The organism is Spirosoma liriopis (assembly GCF_023196085.1).
Classification (GTDB): domain Bacteria; phylum Bacteroidota; class Bacteroidia; order Cytophagales; family Spirosomataceae; genus Spirosoma; species Spirosoma oryzicola.
In genome coordinates this window covers 671,845-693,401 of sequence record NZ_JALPRF010000002.1, presented here as the reverse complement: position 1 = coordinate 693,401, position 21,557 = coordinate 671,845, and the positions used below count along the sequence as shown (strand labels likewise).

The window sequence follows — 21,557 nt, the reverse complement described above, 5'->3', positions numbered from 1 at the left end:
TGCCCCACGCTTACTTGATATAACTTGTAATTTCCGTTATGTAAACTCCATCCTTATCCATGCGCTTCCTTGTACTCCTCCTACTAGTCACGTCTTCGCTTTTTGCTCAACCGGTACCCCAAACTTTTTCGACCGCAAAGTCACCTTCCGATGCTGGCTTTTCGGCGGACCGGCTCAAACGACTCGATAGTTGGTTGCAAGGCTTGATCGACCAGGATATTGCTCCGAACGCCGTAACCTTCGTGGCGCACCGGGGTAAAATCGTGCATTACAAAGCGTTTGGTTACAGCAATCTGGAAAAGAAAACGCCGTTGAAGCGCGACGACATGTACCGCATTGCGTCCCAATCGAAAGCCATCACGACAACAACGTTGATGACCTTATTCGAGGAAGAGAAGTTTTTGCTGGACGATCCCATCTCGAAATACATTCCGGCATTCAAAAATCCGAAAGTGCTGATCAAGTACGACAAAAAAGATCCGGTGGGCGGTAGTTACGATACACGGCCTGCCAAGAGCGAAATCACCATCCGCCAGTTGCTGAGCCATAACTCCGGCATTCCGTACGAGCACCCGCTTGACCAGCGACCCGAATTCACGGTCCCTTTTTTCAACTCTACGGCTCCTGACAAGCTCGAAGACGTGATCAACAAGCTGGCCAAACGTCCGTTATTACGCGACCCCGGCACGGACTCAACCGGCGCGGGCTTTACCTACGGCCTGAACACCGACATCATTGGGCGGCTGGTTGAAATACTGTCGGGTAAACCGCTTGATGTTGCCATGCGCGAACGCGTGCTGGACCCACTCGGCATGAACGATACGTATTTTTATCTACCCAGCAACAAAGCCAGCCGTCTGGTCGAACTGTACAGCAAAGCGAGTATGGATAAACCCTTAACCCTGCACACCAACGAAGCCTACCGACACTCGTCAACGACGGGCGCAAAAACGTATTTTTCGGGGGGGGCGGGTTTGATCAGTACGGTCGAAGATTACGCGAAACTTTGTCAGATGCTGCTCAACGGCGGCACATTCAATAACAAACGGATTCTTGGGCGTAAAACCATTGAACTGATGACGCGCAATCAGATTGGCGCGGCTGAAGTCTGGGACCGGAACGACAAATTTGGTCTAGGTTTTCAGCTCATTACCGACAGCTCCCACTACGGCGATCAGGCAACGCCGGGTTCGTTTACATGGGGCGGCATGTATTGTTCCGAGTTCACCATCGATCCGAAAGAAGAACTCATTCTTTTGATTTTCACGAACGTTCAGCCGTACGCGTACTACAGTGATTTTGTAAAGAAATTCCGTATTGCGGTTTATCAGGCGCTGGAATAAATGCCTGATTTGTCTCTTAGTGAATTGATGGGCAAAGAAGCTCGGGGATCGAAACGCGCGGCTAGGTAGCCCCACAACGACGAATATTAAATTCACAAAAGCTATTGGTACCGAGCGTATCGATAGCTTTTGTTTTTTAGTACCCCAAAAGCAAATCCACTGTCGCGCAATCCGATGAGTAGGCTTCCACGTTGCGATTCTTATCTGACCGATTGACGAAGCGTACTGACTTTCCAGGCGCAGGAGAGAGCAGGAAAGTTCTGTCATCGTTGACCCTCATCTTTACAAATCACGGTCGGCCTGTCAAGAGGTCGCTGATTGTATTTCCTAAACCGTTACTCTATGAATGCCATTTTGGGAGTTTTCTATCATGCTGTCGGCGGGTTTGCTTCCGGCAGTTTTTATTTGCCCTTCCGTAACGTAAAGCAGTGGTCGTGGGAAAGTGCCTGGATCGTGGGCGGGTTTGCGTCGTGGATCATTGTTCCCTGGGTCATGGGTGGCCTGACGGTCAACGGTCTGGTTCCAAGCATCACATCCGCCGACAGTTCGACCCTTTTCTGGACATTTTTCTTTGGCGTCCTGTGGGGCATTGGCGGCTTAACCTTCGGTTTGACCATGCGCTACCTGGGTATTTCGCTGGGTATGGCAGTAGCCCTCGGCTTTTGCTCGGCGTTCGGAACGCTGATTCCACCCATCTGGGAAGGAAAATTCGACATGCTACTCCACACTCGAACGGGACATTTCACGCTGGGCGGAGTGGCCTTATGCCTGGCTGGAATTGCGGTTTGTGGCTGGGCGGGCATGTTGAAAGAAGGCGAGCTTAATCCTGAACAGCAGAAAGCAACCGTTGCCGAGTTTGACCTGCGCAAAGGCATCATCATCGCTACAATTTCGGGTATTTTGAGTGCCTGCTTTGCTTTCGCCCTCGCTGCCGGACGCCCAATAGCGCAAATGGCGGTTACGAACGGTACTGATCCGCTTTGGCAAAACAACGCGATTTATCCGGTACTGATGTTCGGCGGTTTTCTTACCAATTTTATCTGGTGCATGATTCTGAATCGCAGAAACCGTTCCTTTGGCGACTATACAGACAGCCAGACGCCGTTGCTTCGTAATTACACCTGGGCACTGCTGGCTGGTACAACCTGGTATTTCCAGTTCTTTTTCTACGGCATGGGCGATAACTACTTACCCGATGGTATCCGGTTCGCGGGCTGGACGATGCACATGGCGTTCATCATCACGTTTAGTACCCTGTGGGGTCTGGTGCTCTGGGAGTGGCGCGGAGCCAGTCGGCGAACGTATGGCGTAGTATTCGCAGGCTTATTTCTAATCGTACTGTCTACCGTATTGATTGGCATGGGAACGGCGTCCTGAGTGTTTTTTTTTGACAGGATTAACAGGATTTTTCTATTCTTCTTTTTACCATCCTGTTAATCCTGTCGAAAACACCGATCTATAACAGCTAACTAAATTGACAGGCTATCAAAAAAGCACGAGTAAAATCATGATAATCCTGTCAATCCTGTCTAGTAACCAATCTATCGAGGTTAATTAATTCTGTTAATCCTGTCGAAAAAAGACCGAACTCTAAACAGCCTTCGTTATTTTCGTAGGTGATTTTGTGTTAAAGATGAACGTAGGCTTATTTATTCCCTGTTACGTCGATCAGTTTTATCCGCAGGTCGGTATTGCCACCTTACGATTACTTGAATCCCTCGGCGTTCGAGTGGTGTTTCCGATGGAGCAGACTTGCTGTGGGCAACCAATGGCAAACTCTGGTTTTCAGCGCCTTTCGGCAGGTTGCGACAAGAATTTTATCCGCAATTTTGCTAACTGCGATGTGGTCGTTGGGCCTTCGGGTAGCTGCGTCCTGCACTTAAAAGAGCACCTGCATTCCGACGATCAGCCCGAAGAAGCTGCCCGGCTGCGTAACAACGTCTACGAACTCTGTGAATTTTTGACCGACGTACTGAAAGTCGAACAGCTTCCTAAAGCCCGTTTTCCGTACCGGGTTGGTTTACACACCAGTTGTCACGGCCAGCGCGGTTTGCGGCTTTCGTCCATGTCAGAACGGATGGAACCTAAATTCTCGAAACCCGAACAGCTCCTGCGGCTGGTTGACGGGCTTGATCTCATTCAGCTGACCCACCCCGACGAATGCTGCGGTTTTGGTGGTACATTTTGCGTGTTCGAAGAAGCCCTGTCGTCAAAAATGGGTAAGGATCGCGTGTACGACCATGTCCAGCACGGGGCGGAAGTGATTACGGGGGGCGACATGTCATGCCTGATGCAATTGGAAGGCGTATTACATCGTCAGAAAAGTTCGGTACGCGTCATGCACATCGCCGAGATTCTGACGGCTGGCAACTAAACAACAAACGAATGGATACTGCTTCTCCCAGACACGCCAAAGCCGCCGAGGCTTTCCTGCGCGATGAGGAAAACGCCGATTGGCATAACGAAACCCTTTGGTTTGTCCGTAGTAAGCGCGACCGGGCGGCCCAATCGCTGCCGGAGTGGGAAGATTTGCGCGAGCAGGCTTCTCAGATCAAGCTGCACTCCCTCTCAAAGCTGGACGATTACCTCATTCAGCTTGAAGAAAACGCCCGGCAGAACGGCGTCATTGTCCATTGGGCGGCTAACGCCGATGAACATAACCGGATTGTGCTTGACATCATGCGGAAGCACAAGGCGACCAAAATCGTCAAGAGTAAATCCATGCTTACCGAAGAGTGTCATCTGAATCCGTACCTGATTAAAGAAGGGATTGAGGTAATCGACACGGATTTGGGCGAGCGCATTATCCAGCTTCGCAACGAGCCGCCAAGTCATATCGTGATGCCCGCTATTCACCTCAAGAAGCGGCACATTGGTGATCTGTTCCACCTGCACTTAGGCACCGACGCCGGAGCCGACGATCCGCAGTACCTTACCGAAGCCGCCCGGATTCACTTGCGCCAGAAGTTTTTACTGGCCGATGTAGCGATTACGGGCGTTAACTTCGCCATTGCCGAAACGGGTGGCTTTGTGGTCTGTACCAACGAAGGCAACGCCGATCTGGGGGCACATCTGGCCAAGGTTCACATTGCCTGCATGGGTATCGAAAAAGTCATTCCAAAGGCCGAACATCTGGGCGTGTTTCTGCGGCTGCTGGCACGTTCCGCTACGGGTCAGGCCACGACAACCTATTCCAGTCATTTTCGCAAACCCGCGCCCGTTCAGGAGATGCACCTCGTACTGGTCGATAACGGTCGGACGCGTCAGCTGGCCAGCCCTGATTTCCGCAACTCCCTGAAATGCATTCGTTGCGGAGCCTGCATGAACACCTGCCCGGTCTACCGGCGTAGCGGTGGGCACAGCTACCATACGGCGGTGGCTGGACCAATCGGCTCGATTCTGGCACCGAATATCGACATGAAGGAATACGCCGATTTGCCGTTTGCTTCCACCCTTTGCGGCTCCTGCACCAACGTCTGTCCGGTCAAGATCGACATTCACCAGCAGTTGTATAAATGGCGGCAGGTACTGGGCGAAGCCGGTGCTGTTGAGCCCACGAAAAAAATAGGTATGACGGGCATGGACGTGCTGTTCAGCCATCCAAAGTTGTACCGATTTGCCGGAAGGGCCGGACGTTGGTTCATGCAGAAATTTCCCTCGCTGGCCAACAAATCGAGTTTAAACCCCTGGGCTATCCACCGCGATATGCCGAAGCCGCCCGCTCAGAGTTTCCGGGACTGGTACGCGCAACAAAACCAGAAAGACAATGGCTGAAACAACCACCCGTGATACCATTCTGGCGGCCATTCGACAGGGTAAACCCGACCTGCACCCGCTCCCCGAAACCCTTGGTTTCGCGCCCAACATCAAACCCGAAAACCTCGTCGAAGCCTTCATGGCGATGGTAAAAACAAACGGCGGGCAGGCGATTCGAGTAACCTCACTAACGCAAGCACACGCCTTTCTGGCCGAAGAGTACGACCTGACGCTACCCATACTCAGTCATGTTCCGGGGCTGGACATCAGCAACTTTACGCCAGCAGCGGAGCTTCGGCTGTTAGACGATTTGCACTTGGTTGTGCTGGAAGGCAAAGTCGGCGTTGCCGAAAATGCCGCTATCTGGCTCGACGAAGCGGCCATCGGTATTCGGGCGCTGCCGTTCATTTCATTGAACCTCTCGTTGGTACTATCCGAGAAAAACCTTGTCGGCAACATGCACGAGGCTTACCGACTCATTGACACACATACCGGCTTCGGAACGTTTATCGCGGGTCCGTCCAAAACCGCTGATATTGAACAATCGCTGGTCATCGGTGCCCACGGTTCGAAAACATTGACCGTATTTTTGCTGCCCTGAATAGGAGAATCCGGCCTGAACATGCTTTAGACTGCACACGTATTGAAAACACTTATGCAGCTCAATCGCAGGCTTTTTCTAAAACAACTAGGTTTTGGTGCCGCCGGAATTAGCTTGTTGTCGTCACTTCCTGGCGACGTATGGGCTAAAGGCTCCTCAGCGCTTCTTCGCACCACGCCCGAGGCCCAGGGCATGTCTTCGGCGTCCTTGCTGGCGTTTGCCGATGCCGTCGAATCCCAAAAGCTGAACCTGCACAGCATGATGGTGCTGCGGCATGGTAACGTTGTCGCTGAAGGCTGGTGGGCTCCTTATGCCCCCCAGTTGAAGCACACGCTTTATTCCTTAAGCAAAAGTTTCACCTCGACCGCAGTCGGTATGGCTGTCGCTGAAAAGCGCCTGACCGTTGAGGATAAAGTTACCAAGTTTTTCCCGGACGATTTACCCGCCACGGTTAGTGATAACCTCGCGGCCATGCGGGTGAAAGATTTGCTTACCATGTCAACCGGGCACGACAAGGAGCCAGCCGTTCGTTCGGAAAAGAACTGGGCGAAGGCGTTTCTGGCACAACCCGTAGAGCATCAGCCCGGAACGTTTTTTCTTTACAACAGCATAGCCACGTACATGCTGTCGGCTATTGTGCAGAAGCTAACCGGTCAAACCGTTTTGGCTTACCTGAAACCCCGGCTGTTCGATCCGCTCGGTATCGAAGGAGCCGACTGGGAAGTTAATCCGCAGGGCATCAATACCGGAGGCTGGGGGCTTCGCGTTAAAACCGAAGATATCGCCAAATTCGGGCAGCTTTACCTGCAAAAGGGTGTCTGGAAAGGCAAACAGCTATTGCCAGCCAAGTGGATCGACGATGCCACCAAGTTCGAAATCCAATCGAAAGGTGGGTCCCGCAAGAAAGAAGAGAATGATTGGTTGCAGGGCTACGGTTATCAGTTCTGGCGCTGTCGGCACGATGCGTACCGGGGCGATGGGGCCTTTGGTCAATACTGCATTGTGATGCCCAAAGAAGACATAGTCGTGGCTATTACGAGCGAGACCAGCGATATGCAGGCTATTCTGGACAATGTCTGGGAGCATATTCTGGGTAGCGTAAAAGGTAAAACGCTACCAGCGGATGCCAAAGAGCAGGCTCAGTTAAAGCAAAAACTAACGGCTTTGGCCTTACCGATTCAGAACGTAAAATCGACCTCGCCGATCATTGCCCAAATTGACAACAAGCCGTTTAGCATCGCCGATAACTCGCTTCATGTGAAGTCGGTTTCACTCAACTTTGGCAAAGACGGTGGCATTTTTACCATGCAGGACGACAAAGGCGAACACCGCATCAACTGCGGGATGGGTCGCTGGGTCGAGAAGGAAACGGATCTGTCGGCACTGCCGCTTAAGCTAACGCCAACCCTGATTCCGGGTGAAACCAAGACCAAGATCGCGTCCAGCGGTACCTGGACTGATGACAATACGTTTGTTCTGACGGTTCGCTTCATTGAAACTGCTCATTACGAAACGATAACGTGTAATTTCGATAAGGATACGGTAAAGGTTCAATTCAAGAAAAGCCTGGCCATTCTTAATCCAGCCACGAAAGATGACCGTCCTGTACTGGAAGGCCGTTTGCTAGCCTGATTCGTCAGTCGCGTTTTTTGAAGTTCCTGTGATGAGTGGTGTCGGTTTTGAGAAACAGTATTGTCCGAAATGTTGAATTTGCTCTAATCAGATGCCCTTCTAGGATGGTGTCGGTTTTGAGAAACCGACACCACGACATGCGGGCGGCCCCGCCGACACCACGAGTGCGAAGCTGCTAGCGAGTACGTAGCGTTGTTAGGCAGCATCCTGTATGTTTGCAGCGGAAACACGCGCTCGTTTATGTGGAAGAAAATTGGTTTGGGGGTACTGCTGCTTTTAGTTGTCTTTGGCCTATGGCAACGAGAATTGGTGAGCTACGGATGGATGCAGGCACGCGGTCAATTACGGATTCTTTGGAACACCAAACCGGTCAGCGAAGTACTGGCTAACCCGGCCTTTCCTGACTCATTAAAACAAAAAATAGAACTTATCCAGGAAATAAAGTGTTTTGCTATCGACTCGCTTGGGTTAGACAAGTCAGGAAGCTACGAATCGTTTTACGACCAGCAAGGAAAACCGATCCTTTGGGTTATAACGGCAGCTCAACCGTATCAACTGGTGGCCCGACAATGGCATTTTCCCATACTGGGCACCTTTTCGTACAAAGGTTTTTTTGAGAAGGACCGGGCTGACACAACCGTTGCCGAGCTAAAACGAGAAGGACTTGATACGCGTATCGGGGAAGTGTCGGCCTGGTCGACATTGGGTTTTTTGAACGATCCCATTTTGTCCAGCTTTCTGGATCGACCCGTTGGTAGCCTGGCGGAGCTGATTATCCACGAGTTGACACACGGAACACTGTTCATTAAAAACAGCCTTGAATACAACGAGAATTTAGCCGATTTTGTGGGTGAATACGGCGCGTTACGGTTTCTAGCCCAAAAATATGGAGTAAACTCAATTCCGTATCGTGACTATTTAGCGACAAAATCGTTTTATGAGCGGTATGACGGACATATCCTGCGGGGGACACAAACGCTCGACAGTTTATATCGAACGTTTAAACCAACAACGGCTGTAGCTGTCAAAGATTCGTTGAAGTGGCAGACAATCCGGCAAATCGTAGTGTCGTCGGATACATTGACCGACGAACGAAGCAAAGACCCGGTACGTTCACTAAAAAAACGGCGGTTAGACAAACTAAACTTACCCAATAATGCGTACTTTATTGGGTACCTGACGTACCGAAAGCAACAGAACCGCTTTCGCCAGGAGTTTGATAATCAATTCGGTGGAAATTTTAAGCGTTACCTTACATATCTTAAACAAACTTATCCATCTTTATAAGTGATGCCCGTAGCGGGCGGCTGTTACATATGAAGAAGTACTTAATCGGCCTTGGTATCATCTTTGTTTTAGGGACTGGTTTTGCTAGCCTGAACGCTTACCGGCGCGTGGTCAACACGAGTTTTGGACCAGGCGAGCATCTCGAATACCGTGTCCATTATGGTTTTATCAATGCAGCGGAAGCCGTTGTCGACGTTAGCCCAACCCTGTACAAAGTCAACGAGCGGCCCTGCTACCGCGTCAATGTTGATGGTCGTACGGTTGGGGCCTTTGACCTTGTGACCCGCATCCGGGACACGTGGCGCTCGTATATTGACACTTCAGCCATCCTACCCCAGAAATTCTACACGAATCTTCAGGAAAACAATTACCGTAAGGAAGAAAACATCACCTTTAACCACGAAACGAATACGGTGAAGGCCGAGGAACGCACCGAGCGCGACATATTTAAAGTGCCCGATAACGTTCACGATCTCATCAGCGGTTATTATTTCCTGCGCACAATTGATTTTAGTAAGTTAAGCAACGGCCAAATCATTGAAGTACCGGCCTTCTACGACGATACGATCTACAACATGAAGGTTCGTTATCGGGGTAAGGACGTTGTTAAAACGAAACAAGGCAAGGTCAATGTATTGAAGCTGAACCCCGTTCTTCCGCAGAACAAGCTCTTTAAGGATGAAGAATCCATCCGCATTTTCGTATCCGACGACCTCAACAAAATACCCGTTAAGGTGGAAGTCGATCTGTGGGTCGGTTCGATGGTGATGGATTTGAAGCGCAACGGCGGCCTCAAACAACCTCTCCACTTCTACTAGTTGCCGCTTAGAACCCGCTATTTTAAGAACAAACGTCGTATCCGAACCATTAGCTGTTCAACGCCTGTCAACCGGCTCCATTGGAGGGAGTAATACGGCTCGTCAACGGCCCCGAAGCTCCGATAGAAATCACGAATAGACGGCTTTTCTGGACTTTCGAAATCAAACAGATACGGCTTTGCAGCATACTCCCGGATGACCTGATCAATCAGCAGCGTCCGGGCGTTTCTTTTTCTACCCGTCGCCGATGCCGCGTTGAACAGGTAAATAATCCGATTACCCTCCCGGATAAACAACGCCCCTGCTTCAATACGTCCCTGGCATACCGCATAACGAATGGTGGCAAGACCACGTTGATTCAGCGTACCGCATAAAGCGCGCAACATCGAATACGACCAGTCAGCCACGCCCCCATTTATGCTATCAGCATGATTGGCACGAAATAAGGTTAGTAGCGGTTCGACATCCGTTGACTCGGTTACCGTCCAATCCGCTTTTTGTGCCCGCCGTAGGTTTTGTGTACGATCCCGCGAATAGTTTTTTGACAACGTTTCGTAACCGACCGACAAGTCTAGTACGTGTGTTATCAGCGGTCGGATTGTAGATGTATCATGAGTAGGCAGTACTTCCTGGAAACACAGGTTAAACCGGGAACCGTACCGAAACCGCTGTTGCACCGCCCTTAGAAAAATCATTACGTCAATGCTTTGCACGGTAAAAACGGTCAGAAATTGACAGAAGAACGGTTGATGTACGACCCATCCGCAGGTGACTCCGGCCAGTTTCTTCCGGCGCAGGGGCACGGGCAATACCGCCTGGTAACCGCCCCGCTTATCAGGGAGCACCAGACCCAGCCACTTCCAATCAGGCACGGGTAGAACCGCATCCAGATACCAGGTATACCCGTACACAATTCGTTGCGGAGAAGCGGTTACGCATGCATCCCAGGCTTTGTCATCAAGCGCCTGACGAGAAATAAATGTGGGTTGATTACAGGCAGTAGCTGGTAGAGCGTGGGGCTGGCTCATGCGCTTTGTACCGGCAGCAGGTAGTGATTGGACTACTTAAAAAGCGCCTTGAGCTTTTCTATCGATGCGCGAGTTTCCGTGTTTTTGGTTACCAGATCGCTGATTGTCTGAATAGCGTGGATAACCGTGCTGTGATCGCGCCCACCAAAATGATACCCGATAGACTTAAGCGACAGATCGGTTTTTTCCTTCGCCAGATACATCGCTACCTGACGCGGATAAACCAACTCACGCTTCCGACTTTTGGCTTTCAGGTCGGCCACCGTTACGGTGAAAAAATCCGCGACGATTTCCTGAACCGAGTCGATGGTGATTTCACGCTCGGAGTCTACTACAATGTTGCGAAGTGTATGCTTAGCCAGTTCCAGATCAATCTCACGTCGGTTCAGCGAGGCCTGCGCCATCAATGAGACAATCACGCCTTCCAATTCCCGAACGTTGGTATTGACGCTATGCGCCAGGTACTCAATGACTGTGTCGTCAATGTAAATACCTTCGGCCTGAAGTTTCTTCTGGATGATGGCGATGCGTGTTTCCAGATCGGGCGTCTGCAAATCCGCCGACAATCCCCACTTAAAGCGCGATAGCAACCGGTCTTCCAGTCCATCCAATGCCCGTGGAGCGCGGTCGGAGGTCATGATGATCTGCTTACCCGACTGGTGCAGATGGTTAAAGATGTGGAAGAAAATTTCCTGCGTCTTTTCCTTTTTCTGCAAAAACTGCACGTCGTCGATTACCAGCACATCGACCTGCATGTAGAAGGCCGTAAAATCGCGGATACCGTCGGTACGGATGGCGTTAAGAAACTGATTCGTAAACTTCTCCGACGTGACGTACAGGACAAACTTGTTCTGATTATTATTCTTGATGTAGTTACCAATAGCCTGTACCAGATGGGTTTTACCCAACCCTACCCCACCGTGAATCATCAGCGGGTTAAACGACGTGACGCCCGGACGCTCGGCAACCGCGTACCCTGCCTGCCGTGCCAACCGGTTGCAGTCACCTTCCACGTAGTTATCAAACGTGTAAGTCGGATTCAGGTACGAGTCCAGGGTAAGCGAATCGAGATCTTTCAGCACAAACGGACTCTTCAAAATGTCGGGATTGACATTGTCCGGTTTAGCGGTCTGAGGTGTCTTGGTCGTGGGTACATTTACCGTCAGCGGACGGTTTTGCTCATTACCTTTATCGACAATGATTGAGTATTCCAACTGCCCATCCCGACCGATGGCCGTATCGAGGGCTTTTCGCAACGCGTGAACGAAGTTTTCTTCGAGCCACTCATAAAAAAACTCACTCGGCACCTGAATTGTCAGTACACTACCATTCAGACGAAGCGGAACGATGGGTTCGAACCACGTATTGAAGCTTTGTTCAGGCACGATTTCCCGAATAACGCTCAGACAGCGATTCCATACCGTCATCACTTCACGCTGCATGGTTGTCTGGGTAGTTACATTCACGGGAGTACATTACAGTTACGTTGGTATCGCAAAAAAGGGAGACAAATGTAGGGAATTATCGAACTGAAGCAACCGCGACCGTCGGCGTTTTTTTCATTTCCTGCGCCTGGTCTTATTTTTTATAAGCTAAAATTAATCGTTTCGGTCGGAAGGTCAATGACTTAAGAAAATCCCTTCAAATAATCCAAAGTGGCTATCGATTTGCAGGGGAAGAAAGCTGTTTTGCCCCCGAAAAGAGAAAATACTACTTTTACTTACGTAATTTATAAATCAGTAGATGGAGCCACTGTTAAGCGATCTATTTCCAGCAGTCGATAAATCGGCCTGGCTGACGCAGGTTCAGAAAGAGCTAAAAAGCAATCAGCCTGACGGTACGCCTTACGAATCACTGCGTTGGCACACCGACGAAGGATTTGTGGTTGACCCATACTATACCGCTGAGGATCTAAACCATTTACCACTCGCAACGATTCAGGCGGCTCAAAAGCAACTACCGGGCTGGCTTAACACACCCGCTTATCCGATTACGAACGAAAAATCAGCGAACAACACCCTGCGAAACAGCCTGGTCAACGGAGCCGATGCGCTAATCCTAGCGCTTTCCGACCAAGTCGATTTAATTCAATTGCTGGATGGTATCAAGCTAAGTGAAACACCCGTCTTTTTTAAGGCTACGGACCCAAGAGCATTGCTTGATAAGCTGCGACTCATTGCTCCGTATCAATGGCAAGGCGGTTTATTAATCGATCCAATCGCGCATTGGTTACAAACTGGTACGTCGCTACGAGACAGCCTTGCCGAAATAGCCGATGTGACAAAAGCGGCTACCCATTCGCCCCAGTTCCGTACGGTTTGCGCGAGTAGTCACCTATTCCACAATTCGGGATCGACCGCTACCCAGGAAATTGCCTGTTTACTCGCGTCGCTGGCCGATCAGTACGATTACCTCACAGACGCGGGATTACCCATCGAACAACTGATCGCCAAAACAACGCTATCGGTTTCGGTTGGTACCAGCTATTTCGTTGAAATGGCGAAACTGCGCGCTTTACGCGTGCTAATCAATCGTTTTCTGAATCATTACTCGGCCATACCCATCCAGGCCCCGCTCATTCACTGCCAAACGTCTACCTTTTATGACGCAGCGGCAACGCCCTACACCAATTTACTCCGGGCGACGACGGAAGCGATGGCGGCTGTGATGGGAGGATGCGATGTGCTGACTGTTCATCCGTACGACAGTGTCCTGAATCAATCGGCGACAAATTCAAATCGGGAGTTTTCCGAGCGTATCGCCCGAAACGTATCCATTCTGTTGAGTCAGGAAAGTTATCTGAGCAAAGTAGCCGACCCTTCGGCGGGTTCCTATTACGTTGAAACACTTACGCATCAGTTAGCGGAATCGGCCTGGGCCTTATTCCTGGACGTAGAAGAACAAGGCGGATTCGAGCGGGCGTTTACGAGTGGATTTATTTCGGGCGAGATCGAGCGGGCCTATCTGACGAAGCAAGAGGCCGTGCGTCAGGGCAAGGTGCTGGTCGGCGTAACCAAGTTTCGGGTTGACGAAGGAAGCGTTCAGCCAAAGCCGTCCGTTCAACCGGAACTTATCGGAAAGCCGCTCTTGCCAAACCACCGCCTGCCCGAAGCATTTGAATAAATCGACGGAACCCCAATTACTATGCGTCCAAACTTCACCAGCGTATCGAATTCGTCAGCGGTTACCGACCAGCCAGCAGCGACGGAGCGTTCCTTTACTACCGCCGAAGGCATCAGACTAAAACCGCATTTTACGGTTGCTGACCTAGCAAACTCCGACCATCTGAATTACGCAGCGGGCATTCCGCCGTATCTGCGGGGGCCTTACGCCAGCATGTACGTGCGTCAGCCGTGGACGATCCGACAGTACGCGGGTTTCTCGACCGCCGAAGAGTCGAACGCTTTTTACCGGCGCAATCTGGCCGCTGGTCAGAAAGGCTTATCGGTGGCGTTTGACCTGGCAACCCACCGAGGCTACGATTCCGATCACCCGCGTGTGGTGGGCGATGTTGGCAAGGCGGGCGTTGCGATTGATTCGGTGGAGGATATGAAAATTCTGTTTGATCAGATTCCCCTCGATCAGATGTCGGTGTCGATGACCATGAACGGAGCGGTTTTGCCCATTATGGCGTTTTTCATCGTAGCCGCCGAAGAGCAGGGCGCCCCCGCCGAAAAACTTGCCGGCACGATTCAGAACGACATCCTGAAAGAGTTCATGGTGCGCAACACGTACATCTATCCACCTGAACCGTCCATGCGCATCGTTGGCGATATTTTTGCGTACACCAGCCGGCACATGCCGAAGTTCAACTCGATCAGTATCAGCGGTTATCACATGCACGAAGCGGGAGCACCCGCCCACCTCGAACTTGCCTACACGCTGGCCGACGGTCTGGAGTACATTCGCACCGGATTGCAGGCGGGTATGAGCATCGACGATTTTGCCCCCCGGCTGTCGTTTTTCTGGGGAATCGGCATGAATCATTTTATGGAGATCGCCAAATTGCGGGCGGGCCGATTACTCTGGGCGAAACTGGTTAAGCAATTCGAGCCGAAGAATCCAAAATCGCTGGCTTTACGGACGCACTGCCAGACATCGGGCTACAGCCTGACCGAACAGGACCCGTTTAATAACGTAGCCCGAACAACCATCGAGGCACTGGCGGCTGTGCTGGGCGGCACCCAAAGTCTGCACACCAACTCACTGGACGAAGCGATTGCCCTACCAACCGATTTTTCCGCCCGGATTGCCCGCAACACCCAGCTCTATCTGCAACACGAAACCGACATTACCCGCGCCGTTGATCCGTGGGGCGGTTCGTACTACGTCGAATTTTTGACGAAAGAGCTGACGGAAAAAGCCTGGGCGCTGATCGAAGAGGTAGAGCAACTGGGCGGCATGACCAAAGCCATAGAAACCGGGCTACCGAAGCTGCGCATCGAAGAGGCAGCCGCTCGCAAACAAGCCCGTATTGATGGCAGCAAAGACGTGATTGTCGGTGTTAATCGCTATAAAACCAACTCGGATACGGAGATCGAATTACTGAGTATTGACAATCAGGTAGTACGCGAGGCACAAATCAAACGGCTTAATGCGCTAAAAGCAACCCGCGACGACCACAAAGTAAGCCATGCGTTAGAAGCCATTACGCAAGCGGCCCAACAAACCGGCGATGGTAACCTACTGGCTCTTGCTGTAGCAGCAGCCCGGCAGCGCGCAACATTGGGTGAAATTTCAGAGGCTATGGAAAACGCGTTCGGTCGTCACAAGGCCACCATCCGAGCCGTATCGGGTGTTTATTCTGCGGAAGTATCGGACGATGAAAACTTCCGGCTGGCTCGCGAGATGAGCGACCAGTTTGCGGAACTCGATGGTCGCCGACCGCGCATTCTGGTTGCCAAGATGGGTCAGGATGGCCACGACCGGGGGGCTAAGATTATTGCTACGAGTTTCGCGGACCTCGGATTCGATGTGGACATGGGGCCTTTGTTTCAAACCCCCGCCGAAGTAGCTCGACAAGCCGCTGAAAACGACGTGCACATTGTAGGCATATCGAGTTTGGCAGCGGGCCATAAAACGCTGGTCCCTCAGCTAATTGACGAGTTAAAAAAGATTGGCCGCGACGATATTATGGTGATTGCGGGCGGGGTCATTCCGGCGCAGGACTACCAGTTATTGTACGACGCAGGGGTTAAAGGCATTTTTGGTCCGGGAACGATCATTTCGGTAGCAGCCCAAAAAATTCTGAACGAGTTGCTAAGCGAGTCATAGTTCGAAAGCAACAGCCCCCTATACTGTATGGATGGTGAGCCAACGAAAAGCTTGGTTCTGCTTAGTAGATACACCTAAAAACGGGCGCACGTTTTACTCATCAGGCAAGTTATTCATAACAAAGTACCCTTCTGTTTCCTTTTTATAGTATCTGCTTTTTAACTAACCGGCTGGATAACATGAAAATTGGAATAATTGGCGCGGGTAATATTGGCCGTACAATGGCCCGTTTGTTCATAGCCGCAGGGCACGAGGTCGCGTTAAGCAATTCGCGCGGACCCGAGTCGCTGAAGGAAATCATCGACGAGCTTGGGCCAAACGCCCGCGCCGAAACCGTTGATAACGCAGCAGCCTTTGGCGAGGTAGTACTCCTGGCCGTTCCCTGGCGCTCGCCGGAAGCGCTCCCACACCCTGATCTGGTTGCGAATAAAGTCGTCATCGATGCGATGAACCCGTATTCAGCGGATTCTAACGTCATTGATCTTGGTGAGTCAACATCCAGCGAAGAGACCGCCCGTCGATTACCCGACACCCTTCTGGTTAAAGCGTTCAATACAATTTGGTACAAACATTTGGCCGAACAAGGCGACCCAGCAAAACCCGAAGCCGAGCGCCGGGCCATCTTTATTGCCAGCGATGATCCAAGTGCCAAAACCGTTGTATCGGATCTCATCCGAGCTATAGGATTCGCTCCGGTAGATGCGGGTTCGCTCCATGATGGAGGGCGTAAATTACAACCCGACACACCCCTATACGGTAAAGAACTAACGGCGACCCAAGCTCAGGAAGCACTCGCCGAGCACAACTAAGCATCAAAAGCCCCAGCGAACACCGACTGGGGCTTTCACTTTATTGGAGCAACTTTTCTAAATGAATACCTGATATTGTACCGTCACCTGCCCACGCCGACCGCCTGGCGCATACTGATTGCCAGCCGCCTGGTAGTAAGGTCGGTTTTGATAGTCGAGCGTAAACTTTCCGTTGTGACCCTTTATGAGGTAGTTCACGCCAACGTTATAAACACCCATTGTTTCGGTTATACGCTGATAACTGGCGACTTGAGCCTGTACGTACGGCATCAGCGTCCCGTTGCCAGCGCCGAATAAATCCCGTTTCATCAGGTAGCCGAACTGTCCATATACAACACTTCCCGTACCGAACATCGGAAATGCATTGCCTTGTGTCCCCGCTGGATAGCCAGTCGTAAGACCACTGGCGGGATTCATAATACCGTTGAAGCGCAGGTAATTTGGACCGTAATCCGTATGGAAATAGCCTAGGTATGCGTTAACGGCAGTACCCTTTTGACGATTGATTGGCATATCCAGAAACGAAGCGACCGACCACAGATTCATCGCGTGATAGGTTGTATCGCCCGCTGTGGGAATGCTTGCGGTCGCGTTTTTCTGGGTGATAAACCCGGCTTCCAGGTTAAACATCTTCTTCACCCCGAGGTAGGTTCCTGTATTATAGCCCGGTGCCTGATGCGCTTCTTTATCAAAAAACTGCCACATGAAGAACCCTTGATATTGCTTGTGATGGCCTTTCAAGGCGAAATTGGCGTTTTGACTGTAGACCGGCAATGCGGCACCACTTGTTTGAATCGGGAAAGGATCAGACAGCGCGATACGATAATCCAGATGACCAATCTGACCACGGGCGTAGACACTCAATTTTCGCGAAAATTCGTCGGTCTGGTCAACGGTTGCCTGTGCAAACACAGGTACGTCCATGCTCATAATGGAAGACACGCTTGGCGCGCTAAATCGCGAAAGACCGTTAACAATTGTTAGTCCTCCGCCGATGTTCAGCAGGTTTTTATTTTTAAACACCAGATACTCCCCAACGGCATCGTGGAAGAAGGCTTGTATCTTCCGGTTCGAAGAAGCTGTTGGGTTGAAGCCACCATTCAGGTAGTTGAAGTTGTTCATCCCAAACTGAATGTACAGAAAAACGTGGTCGCTGATTTGCCCGAATAGTTGCATCCGCGTCCGGCGAAGCCCGATGTCGAACGTATTGTTGCTGGGCTCGCCAATCACCGTCGAACCGGGGTTGCTCTGGTTGAACCGAAACCACGCCTGATTCAAGAATGTTGCTTTGAAAAAGTGAGAACCCGATTGGTTCAGATTATACTTCAATTCGTTTTTCTCGGGTGTTGGCTTAAGCTGAGTAAGCGCATTAGTCGTATCGGAAGCGACGGGTTGCTGAGCCCATGCCAACTGACTAACCGTCAGTGCGATGACCAGAAAAATTGCTTTCGTAGCGTTGTTCATAAGTAATTCGATATAGCTGGACTGCAAAATTGTTTTAAAGCAATTTTGTCATTCCGACTGTAGGACCGGGCCGCCGGAATGACAAAAAAAGCTGATTCCTACCAACCTATAGGGACCACAAACAGGTTTCACGCAAGAAAATAGAGAAGCAACTCGCTGAATAGCACTTAAACTTAAAGAATCGGTCAGCGTAAACCATCTATTTTCTGAAGTATCGATCCGTGAAGCGGTGCTGTATGTGATGTCGGTTTTGAGAAACCGACATCACGTTAGTATTATTGATTACAGTGCGGAGCGTCATGCATCTTCTGTACAGAATTACGACCGGATCAATTAAAACCAAAATCCCGGAACCGCTACGTAGCAGTTCCGGGATTTTGGTCATACAACCACTCGTTGCTTAGTTGATTGCTTTGGCAACTTCCAGCTCCTGTGGTTTTTTCGGTGTCACTTTCTTTCCAGAGAAGCGGGCAATGAGCCGGTCAACCACCAGGTACATCGACGGTACAACCAGCAGCGTTAGAAGCAGCGACGAAGTCAGACCGCCGATGATTACCCAGGCCATGCCGTTTTTCGTTTCGGCACCAGCACCACTGGCTAACGCAATCGGCAACATACCCAGAATCATCGCCAGCGTCGTCATCAAAATCGGGCGCAGACGTTCCTTACCGGCTTCAATCAGGGCGTCGACCACATCATGCCCTTCCGCTTTCAGCTGGTTGGCAAAGTCAACGATCAGAATGGCGTTTTTCGCAACCAGACCCAGCAGCATGATCATACCGACAATGGAGAATACCGTTAAGCTTTCCATCGTCAAAGCCAGTGCGAGCAAGGCACCGATCAGGGCAACCGGGATCGAGAACAGTACGACAAATGGGTAAACGACGCTTTCGTACAGGGCCACCATGATGAAGTAAACCAGCAGAATAGCAATCATTAAAGCTAATCCTAAGCTGCCGAACGCATCCGATTGTTGTTGCAGCTGACCTAAATACTCGATTGAAATACCTTCCGGTAGTTTCACCTGCGCCATCTTGGCCTGAATGTCACCACCCACCGTACCAACCGGACGACCAACCACCTGCGCCGTGACCGTGATGGATGAAAGTCGATCCGTCCGTTCCAGTACGCTTTCACCGATCTGCTCCTGCACCCTGGCGAATTGCGATAGTTCGAACGTTTTACCCTGGTTATTCACGAAGGTCAGGCGAGCCACGTCGGAGGGTTGTGTACGGTCAAATTGATCGAGACTGACCAGAATATCGTACTCATTCCCATTCTGTTTGAACTTCGACTGGTCATTTCCCCGGAAGGCATTTTGCAGTGCCAACCCTACATCGGAAGCATTGATACCCAGCTGCGCCATTTTCTCCCGATCCAGGCTAACCGACACTTCTGGTTTCGGATCTTTCACGGAATACTTCACGTCCTGCGTACCCGGTACCGATTTGGTCACGTTCATAACCGTGGCCGCTGCCTGCCGAATACTGTTCAGGCTTGTTCCTTTGACGGCAATCATAATCGGAGCCTGCTGGGCACCGACGATACCGACGGGACTAACCGTTACTTTCACGCCCGGAATCTGACCCACTTCCCGTTTTAGAATCTGTCCGAATGCTTCGGTAGAAACGGTTCGTTGTTTTTTGTCGATCAGCTTCACGTTCAGATCGGCAATGTTGCTATTCGACGACGTTGCGATCCCGCTGCTTGTGTAGCCGACGTTCGTAAAGACATTGGTCACTTCCGGGTGCTTCATAATGATCTGCTCCGCCCGTTGTGCTATGGCATTGGTCTGATAGATCGACGCGGTTGGTGCCAGCTCAATGTTAACGGACATTTCGCCCTGATCGCTGTTCGGCATGAACGCACCCCCGATAAAGCCAGCGGGAACCAGCGCAATGGAGCCTACCATCAAGGCAATAACGGTCAGGAAGATCCACCGCTTATGACCCAATGACCACACCAGAATGCGACCATACGTTGCCGTTATGCGGTCGATGATGTGCTCGAAACCGAGGTTAAGCTTGCCCCACAGCGTCTTTGGATCTAACACCTCTACTTTGCCGAAACGCGAAGCCAGCAGCGGAGTCAGGGTAAACGATACCAACAAACTCATCAGCGTAGAGAACACAACGACCAAGGCAAACTCACGCAGGATGTTTCCGATCAGTCCGCCCGTCATGGCCAGTGGTACGAATACCACCACGTCCACCAGCGTAATAGCCAAGGCCGTAAAGCCAATCTCACTCCGTCCGTCGAGAGCCGCTGTCCGCTTGTCTTTACCCATTTCGAGGTGTCGGTTGATATTTTCCAATACCACAATCGAGTCATCGACCAGAATACCGACGACCAGCGAAAGTGCCATCAGGGTCATCAGGTTCAAGGAGAAGCCCATCAGATACATCAACGCAAAGGTCGGAATCATGGAAGAAGGCAGCGCCACCAGGACGAACATAGCCGACCGCAAACTGTGCAGGAACAGCAGCATCACCAAGGACACGATCACGATAGCTAGTCCCATATCTTCAACCACCGCGTGTGCCGAGGCCAGCGTGTACGTTGACTGGTCAGCCGCAATGTTGAATTTCAATTTTACGTTGCTGTACTGCTTTTCGAGCTGAGTAATCTTAGCCCGCGTCAGTTCACTCACCGATACGGCGTTGGCATCCGATTGTTTCTGAATCTGCACCCCCACCGAAGGCTGTGCATTGATGTGGTTAATGGCGGTCGGCTTCGTTGTTGCATCCACCACTTCGGCCACATCCCGCAGCAACACCTGGCTACCATCCGACCGACGCGCAATGATCAGATCGCGCAGGCGGTTGATGGTCTGAACCGAGGCATCGAACCGGATTGAGTACTGCGATTGACGTGTTTCTAACTGCCCGGCCGGATAGCTGGCGTTGGCCGCATTGATGGCCTGCGCTACCTGACCAACGGATACGCCGTAGCCCCGGAGTTTTTCGGAGTTGACGTTTACCTGAATTTCGCGTTCGTTACCGCCAATGATGTTTACCTGACCAACGCCGGATACGTTCGACAGCTGCGGTTTGATATCATTGTCAATCAAATCGTACAGTGCGGTTGGCGTCATGGCGGCTGTTACGCCCATCCGCAAAACCGGCAGTTCGTCGGTCGAGAATTTATTGATGATGGGCCGATCCGCATCATCGGGCAACAGGTTCAGTACCTGCTCAATCTTACGCTGGGCATCCTGTTGCGCTAACGTTGTGTTGACGCCATTTTTCAACTGGATGATCACGCTGGATGCTCCTTCCTGCGAGGTGGACGTCATCCGGTCGAGTCCTTCCAGCGACGAGAGGGCGTCTTCGATGCGTTTGGTTACGTTGGTCTCTACCTCATCGGCAGATGCACCCCGGTAGGTCGTCAGCACGCTGATGACGTTAGCCTCGAACTTGGGCAACAGGTTGTAGGACAACTGCTGGTAACTCAGCGCACCGAACAAAATCAATACGGTGAAGACGGTGAGTATCAGCAGCGGCCGTTTAACTGCTATTTCGGATACAGACATGGTTTATTCTGAT

At 51.2% G+C, this 21,557-nt stretch carries 15 protein-coding genes; 11 read left to right on the top strand and 4 right to left on the bottom strand.

Annotation, left to right across the window (positions count from 1 at the left end; translation table 11 throughout):
- Positions 1–59: 59 nt before the first annotated feature.
- The 8 genes from M0L20_RS11910 (at position 60) to M0L20_RS11875 (ending at position 9,437) form a co-directional block, all read left to right on the top strand.
- Positions 60–1,343, top strand: a complete 1,284-nt coding sequence (locus M0L20_RS11910) for a serine hydrolase domain-containing protein (RefSeq protein WP_248477161.1) — start codon at positions 60–62, stop codon at positions 1,341–1,343.
- Positions 1,344–1,685: 342 nt separating this feature from the next.
- The gene (gene rhaT / locus M0L20_RS11905; RefSeq protein WP_232561189.1) at positions 1,686–2,720 is read left to right on the top strand and encodes an L-rhamnose/proton symporter RhaT; all 1,035 of its coding nucleotides are present in this window, start codon (positions 1,686–1,688) and stop codon (positions 2,718–2,720) included.
- Positions 2,721–2,976: 256 nt separating this feature from the next.
- The gene (locus tag M0L20_RS11900; protein ID WP_248477160.1) at positions 2,977–3,717 is read left to right on the top strand and encodes a (Fe-S)-binding protein; all 741 of its coding nucleotides are present in this window, start codon (positions 2,977–2,979) and stop codon (positions 3,715–3,717) included.
- A gap of 11 nt (positions 3,718–3,728) precedes the next feature.
- The gene (locus M0L20_RS11895) at positions 3,729–5,117 is read left to right on the top strand and encodes a lactate utilization protein B (protein WP_248477158.1); all 1,389 of its coding nucleotides are present in this window, start codon (positions 3,729–3,731) and stop codon (positions 5,115–5,117) included.
- The gene (locus tag M0L20_RS11890; protein WP_248477156.1) at positions 5,110–5,700 is read left to right on the top strand and encodes a LutC/YkgG family protein; all 591 of its coding nucleotides are present in this window, start codon (positions 5,110–5,112) and stop codon (positions 5,698–5,700) included. Before M0L20_RS11895 ends, M0L20_RS11890 begins: the two co-directional genes overlap by 8 nt.
- A 54-nt stretch (positions 5,701–5,754) precedes the next feature.
- Positions 5,755–7,332, top strand: coding sequence for a serine hydrolase domain-containing protein (locus tag M0L20_RS11885; protein ID WP_248477155.1), 1,578 nt, complete (start codon positions 5,755–5,757; stop codon positions 7,330–7,332).
- A gap of 240 nt (positions 7,333–7,572) precedes the next feature.
- Entirely contained in the window at positions 7,573–8,619 is a 1,047-nt protein-coding gene (locus tag M0L20_RS11880; RefSeq protein ID WP_248477154.1) for an aminopeptidase, read from the top strand.
- Positions 8,620–8,648: 29 nt separating this feature from the next.
- Positions 8,649–9,437 (top strand): DUF3108 domain-containing protein, encoded by a 789-nt coding sequence (locus M0L20_RS11875; protein WP_248477153.1) that lies wholly within the window; start codon positions 8,649–8,651, stop codon positions 9,435–9,437.
- A gap of 17 nt (positions 9,438–9,454) precedes the next feature.
- On the opposite strand, the gene M0L20_RS11870 is transcribed toward M0L20_RS11875, so the two are convergent.
- Together M0L20_RS11870 and dnaA are read right to left on the bottom strand one after the other, a co-directional pair.
- A complete protein-coding gene (locus M0L20_RS11870; RefSeq protein ID WP_248477152.1) occupies positions 9,455–10,465 on the bottom strand; it encodes a GNAT family N-acetyltransferase in 1,011 nt (336 codons plus the stop codon).
- Between the two features lie 32 nt (positions 10,466–10,497).
- Positions 10,498–11,907 (bottom strand): chromosomal replication initiator protein DnaA, encoded by a 1,410-nt coding sequence (gene dnaA / locus M0L20_RS11865; protein ID WP_232562791.1) that lies wholly within the window; start codon positions 11,905–11,907, stop codon positions 10,498–10,500.
- Between the two features lie 301 nt (positions 11,908–12,208).
- Between dnaA and M0L20_RS11860 the strand changes: the two genes are divergently transcribed.
- The 3 genes from M0L20_RS11860 to M0L20_RS11850 all read left to right on the top strand — a co-directional run bounded on the left by M0L20_RS11860 (position 12,209) and on the right by M0L20_RS11850 (position 16,548).
- On the top strand, positions 12,209–13,588 hold the full coding sequence (locus M0L20_RS11860; protein WP_248477151.1) for a methylmalonyl-CoA mutase family protein: 1,380 nt from the start codon (positions 12,209–12,211) through the stop codon (positions 13,586–13,588).
- A gap of 21 nt (positions 13,589–13,609) precedes the next feature.
- On the top strand, positions 13,610–15,739 hold the full coding sequence (gene scpA, locus M0L20_RS11855) for a methylmalonyl-CoA mutase (protein WP_248477150.1): 2,130 nt from the start codon (positions 13,610–13,612) through the stop codon (positions 15,737–15,739).
- Between the two features lie 131 nt (positions 15,740–15,870).
- Entirely contained in the window at positions 15,871–16,548 is a 678-nt protein-coding gene (locus M0L20_RS11850; RefSeq protein WP_354004196.1) for an NADPH-dependent F420 reductase, read from the top strand.
- Between the two features lie 57 nt (positions 16,549–16,605).
- Here the strand turns inward: M0L20_RS11850 and M0L20_RS11845 are convergent, their stop codons facing one another.
- Together M0L20_RS11845 and M0L20_RS11840 are read right to left on the bottom strand one after the other, a co-directional pair.
- Positions 16,606–18,012 (bottom strand): hypothetical protein, encoded by a 1,407-nt coding sequence (locus tag M0L20_RS11845; protein ID WP_248477148.1) that lies wholly within the window; start codon positions 18,010–18,012, stop codon positions 16,606–16,608.
- A gap of 400 nt (positions 18,013–18,412) precedes the next feature.
- The gene (locus tag M0L20_RS11840; protein WP_248477146.1) at positions 18,413–21,544 is read right to left on the bottom strand and encodes an efflux RND transporter permease subunit; all 3,132 of its coding nucleotides are present in this window, start codon (positions 21,542–21,544) and stop codon (positions 18,413–18,415) included.
- Between the last annotated feature and the right edge of the window lie 13 nt (positions 21,545–21,557).

Coding starts and splice junctions, on each gene's coding strand:
- M0L20_RS11910 (WP_248477161.1), top strand. CDS start 60: ATGCGCTTCCTTGTACTCCTCCTACTAGTCACGTCTTCGCTTTTTGCT.
- rhaT (WP_232561189.1), top strand. CDS start 1,686: ATGAATGCCATTTTGGGAGTTTTCTATCATGCTGTCGGCGGGTTTGCT.
- M0L20_RS11900 (WP_248477160.1), top strand. CDS start 2,977: ATGAACGTAGGCTTATTTATTCCCTGTTACGTCGATCAGTTTTATCCG.
- M0L20_RS11895 (WP_248477158.1), top strand. CDS start 3,729: ATGGATACTGCTTCTCCCAGACACGCCAAAGCCGCCGAGGCTTTCCTG.
- M0L20_RS11890 (WP_248477156.1), top strand. CDS start 5,110: ATGGCTGAAACAACCACCCGTGATACCATTCTGGCGGCCATTCGACAG.
- M0L20_RS11885 (WP_248477155.1), top strand. CDS start 5,755: ATGCAGCTCAATCGCAGGCTTTTTCTAAAACAACTAGGTTTTGGTGCC.
- M0L20_RS11880 (WP_248477154.1), top strand. CDS start 7,573: ATGTGGAAGAAAATTGGTTTGGGGGTACTGCTGCTTTTAGTTGTCTTT.
- M0L20_RS11875 (WP_248477153.1), top strand. CDS start 8,649: ATGAAGAAGTACTTAATCGGCCTTGGTATCATCTTTGTTTTAGGGACT.
- M0L20_RS11870 (WP_248477152.1), bottom strand. CDS start 10,465: ATGAGCCAGCCCCACGCTCTACCAGCTACTGCCTGTAATCAACCCACA.
- dnaA (WP_232562791.1), bottom strand. CDS start 11,907: ATGCAGCGTGAAGTGATGACGGTATGGAATCGCTGTCTGAGCGTTATT.
- M0L20_RS11860 (WP_248477151.1), top strand. CDS start 12,209: ATGGAGCCACTGTTAAGCGATCTATTTCCAGCAGTCGATAAATCGGCC.
- scpA (WP_248477150.1), top strand. CDS start 13,610: ATGCGTCCAAACTTCACCAGCGTATCGAATTCGTCAGCGGTTACCGAC.
- M0L20_RS11845 (WP_248477148.1), bottom strand. CDS start 18,012: ATGAACAACGCTACGAAAGCAATTTTTCTGGTCATCGCACTGACGGTT.
- M0L20_RS11840 (WP_248477146.1), bottom strand. CDS start 21,544: ATGTCTGTATCCGAAATAGCAGTTAAACGGCCGCTGCTGATACTCACC.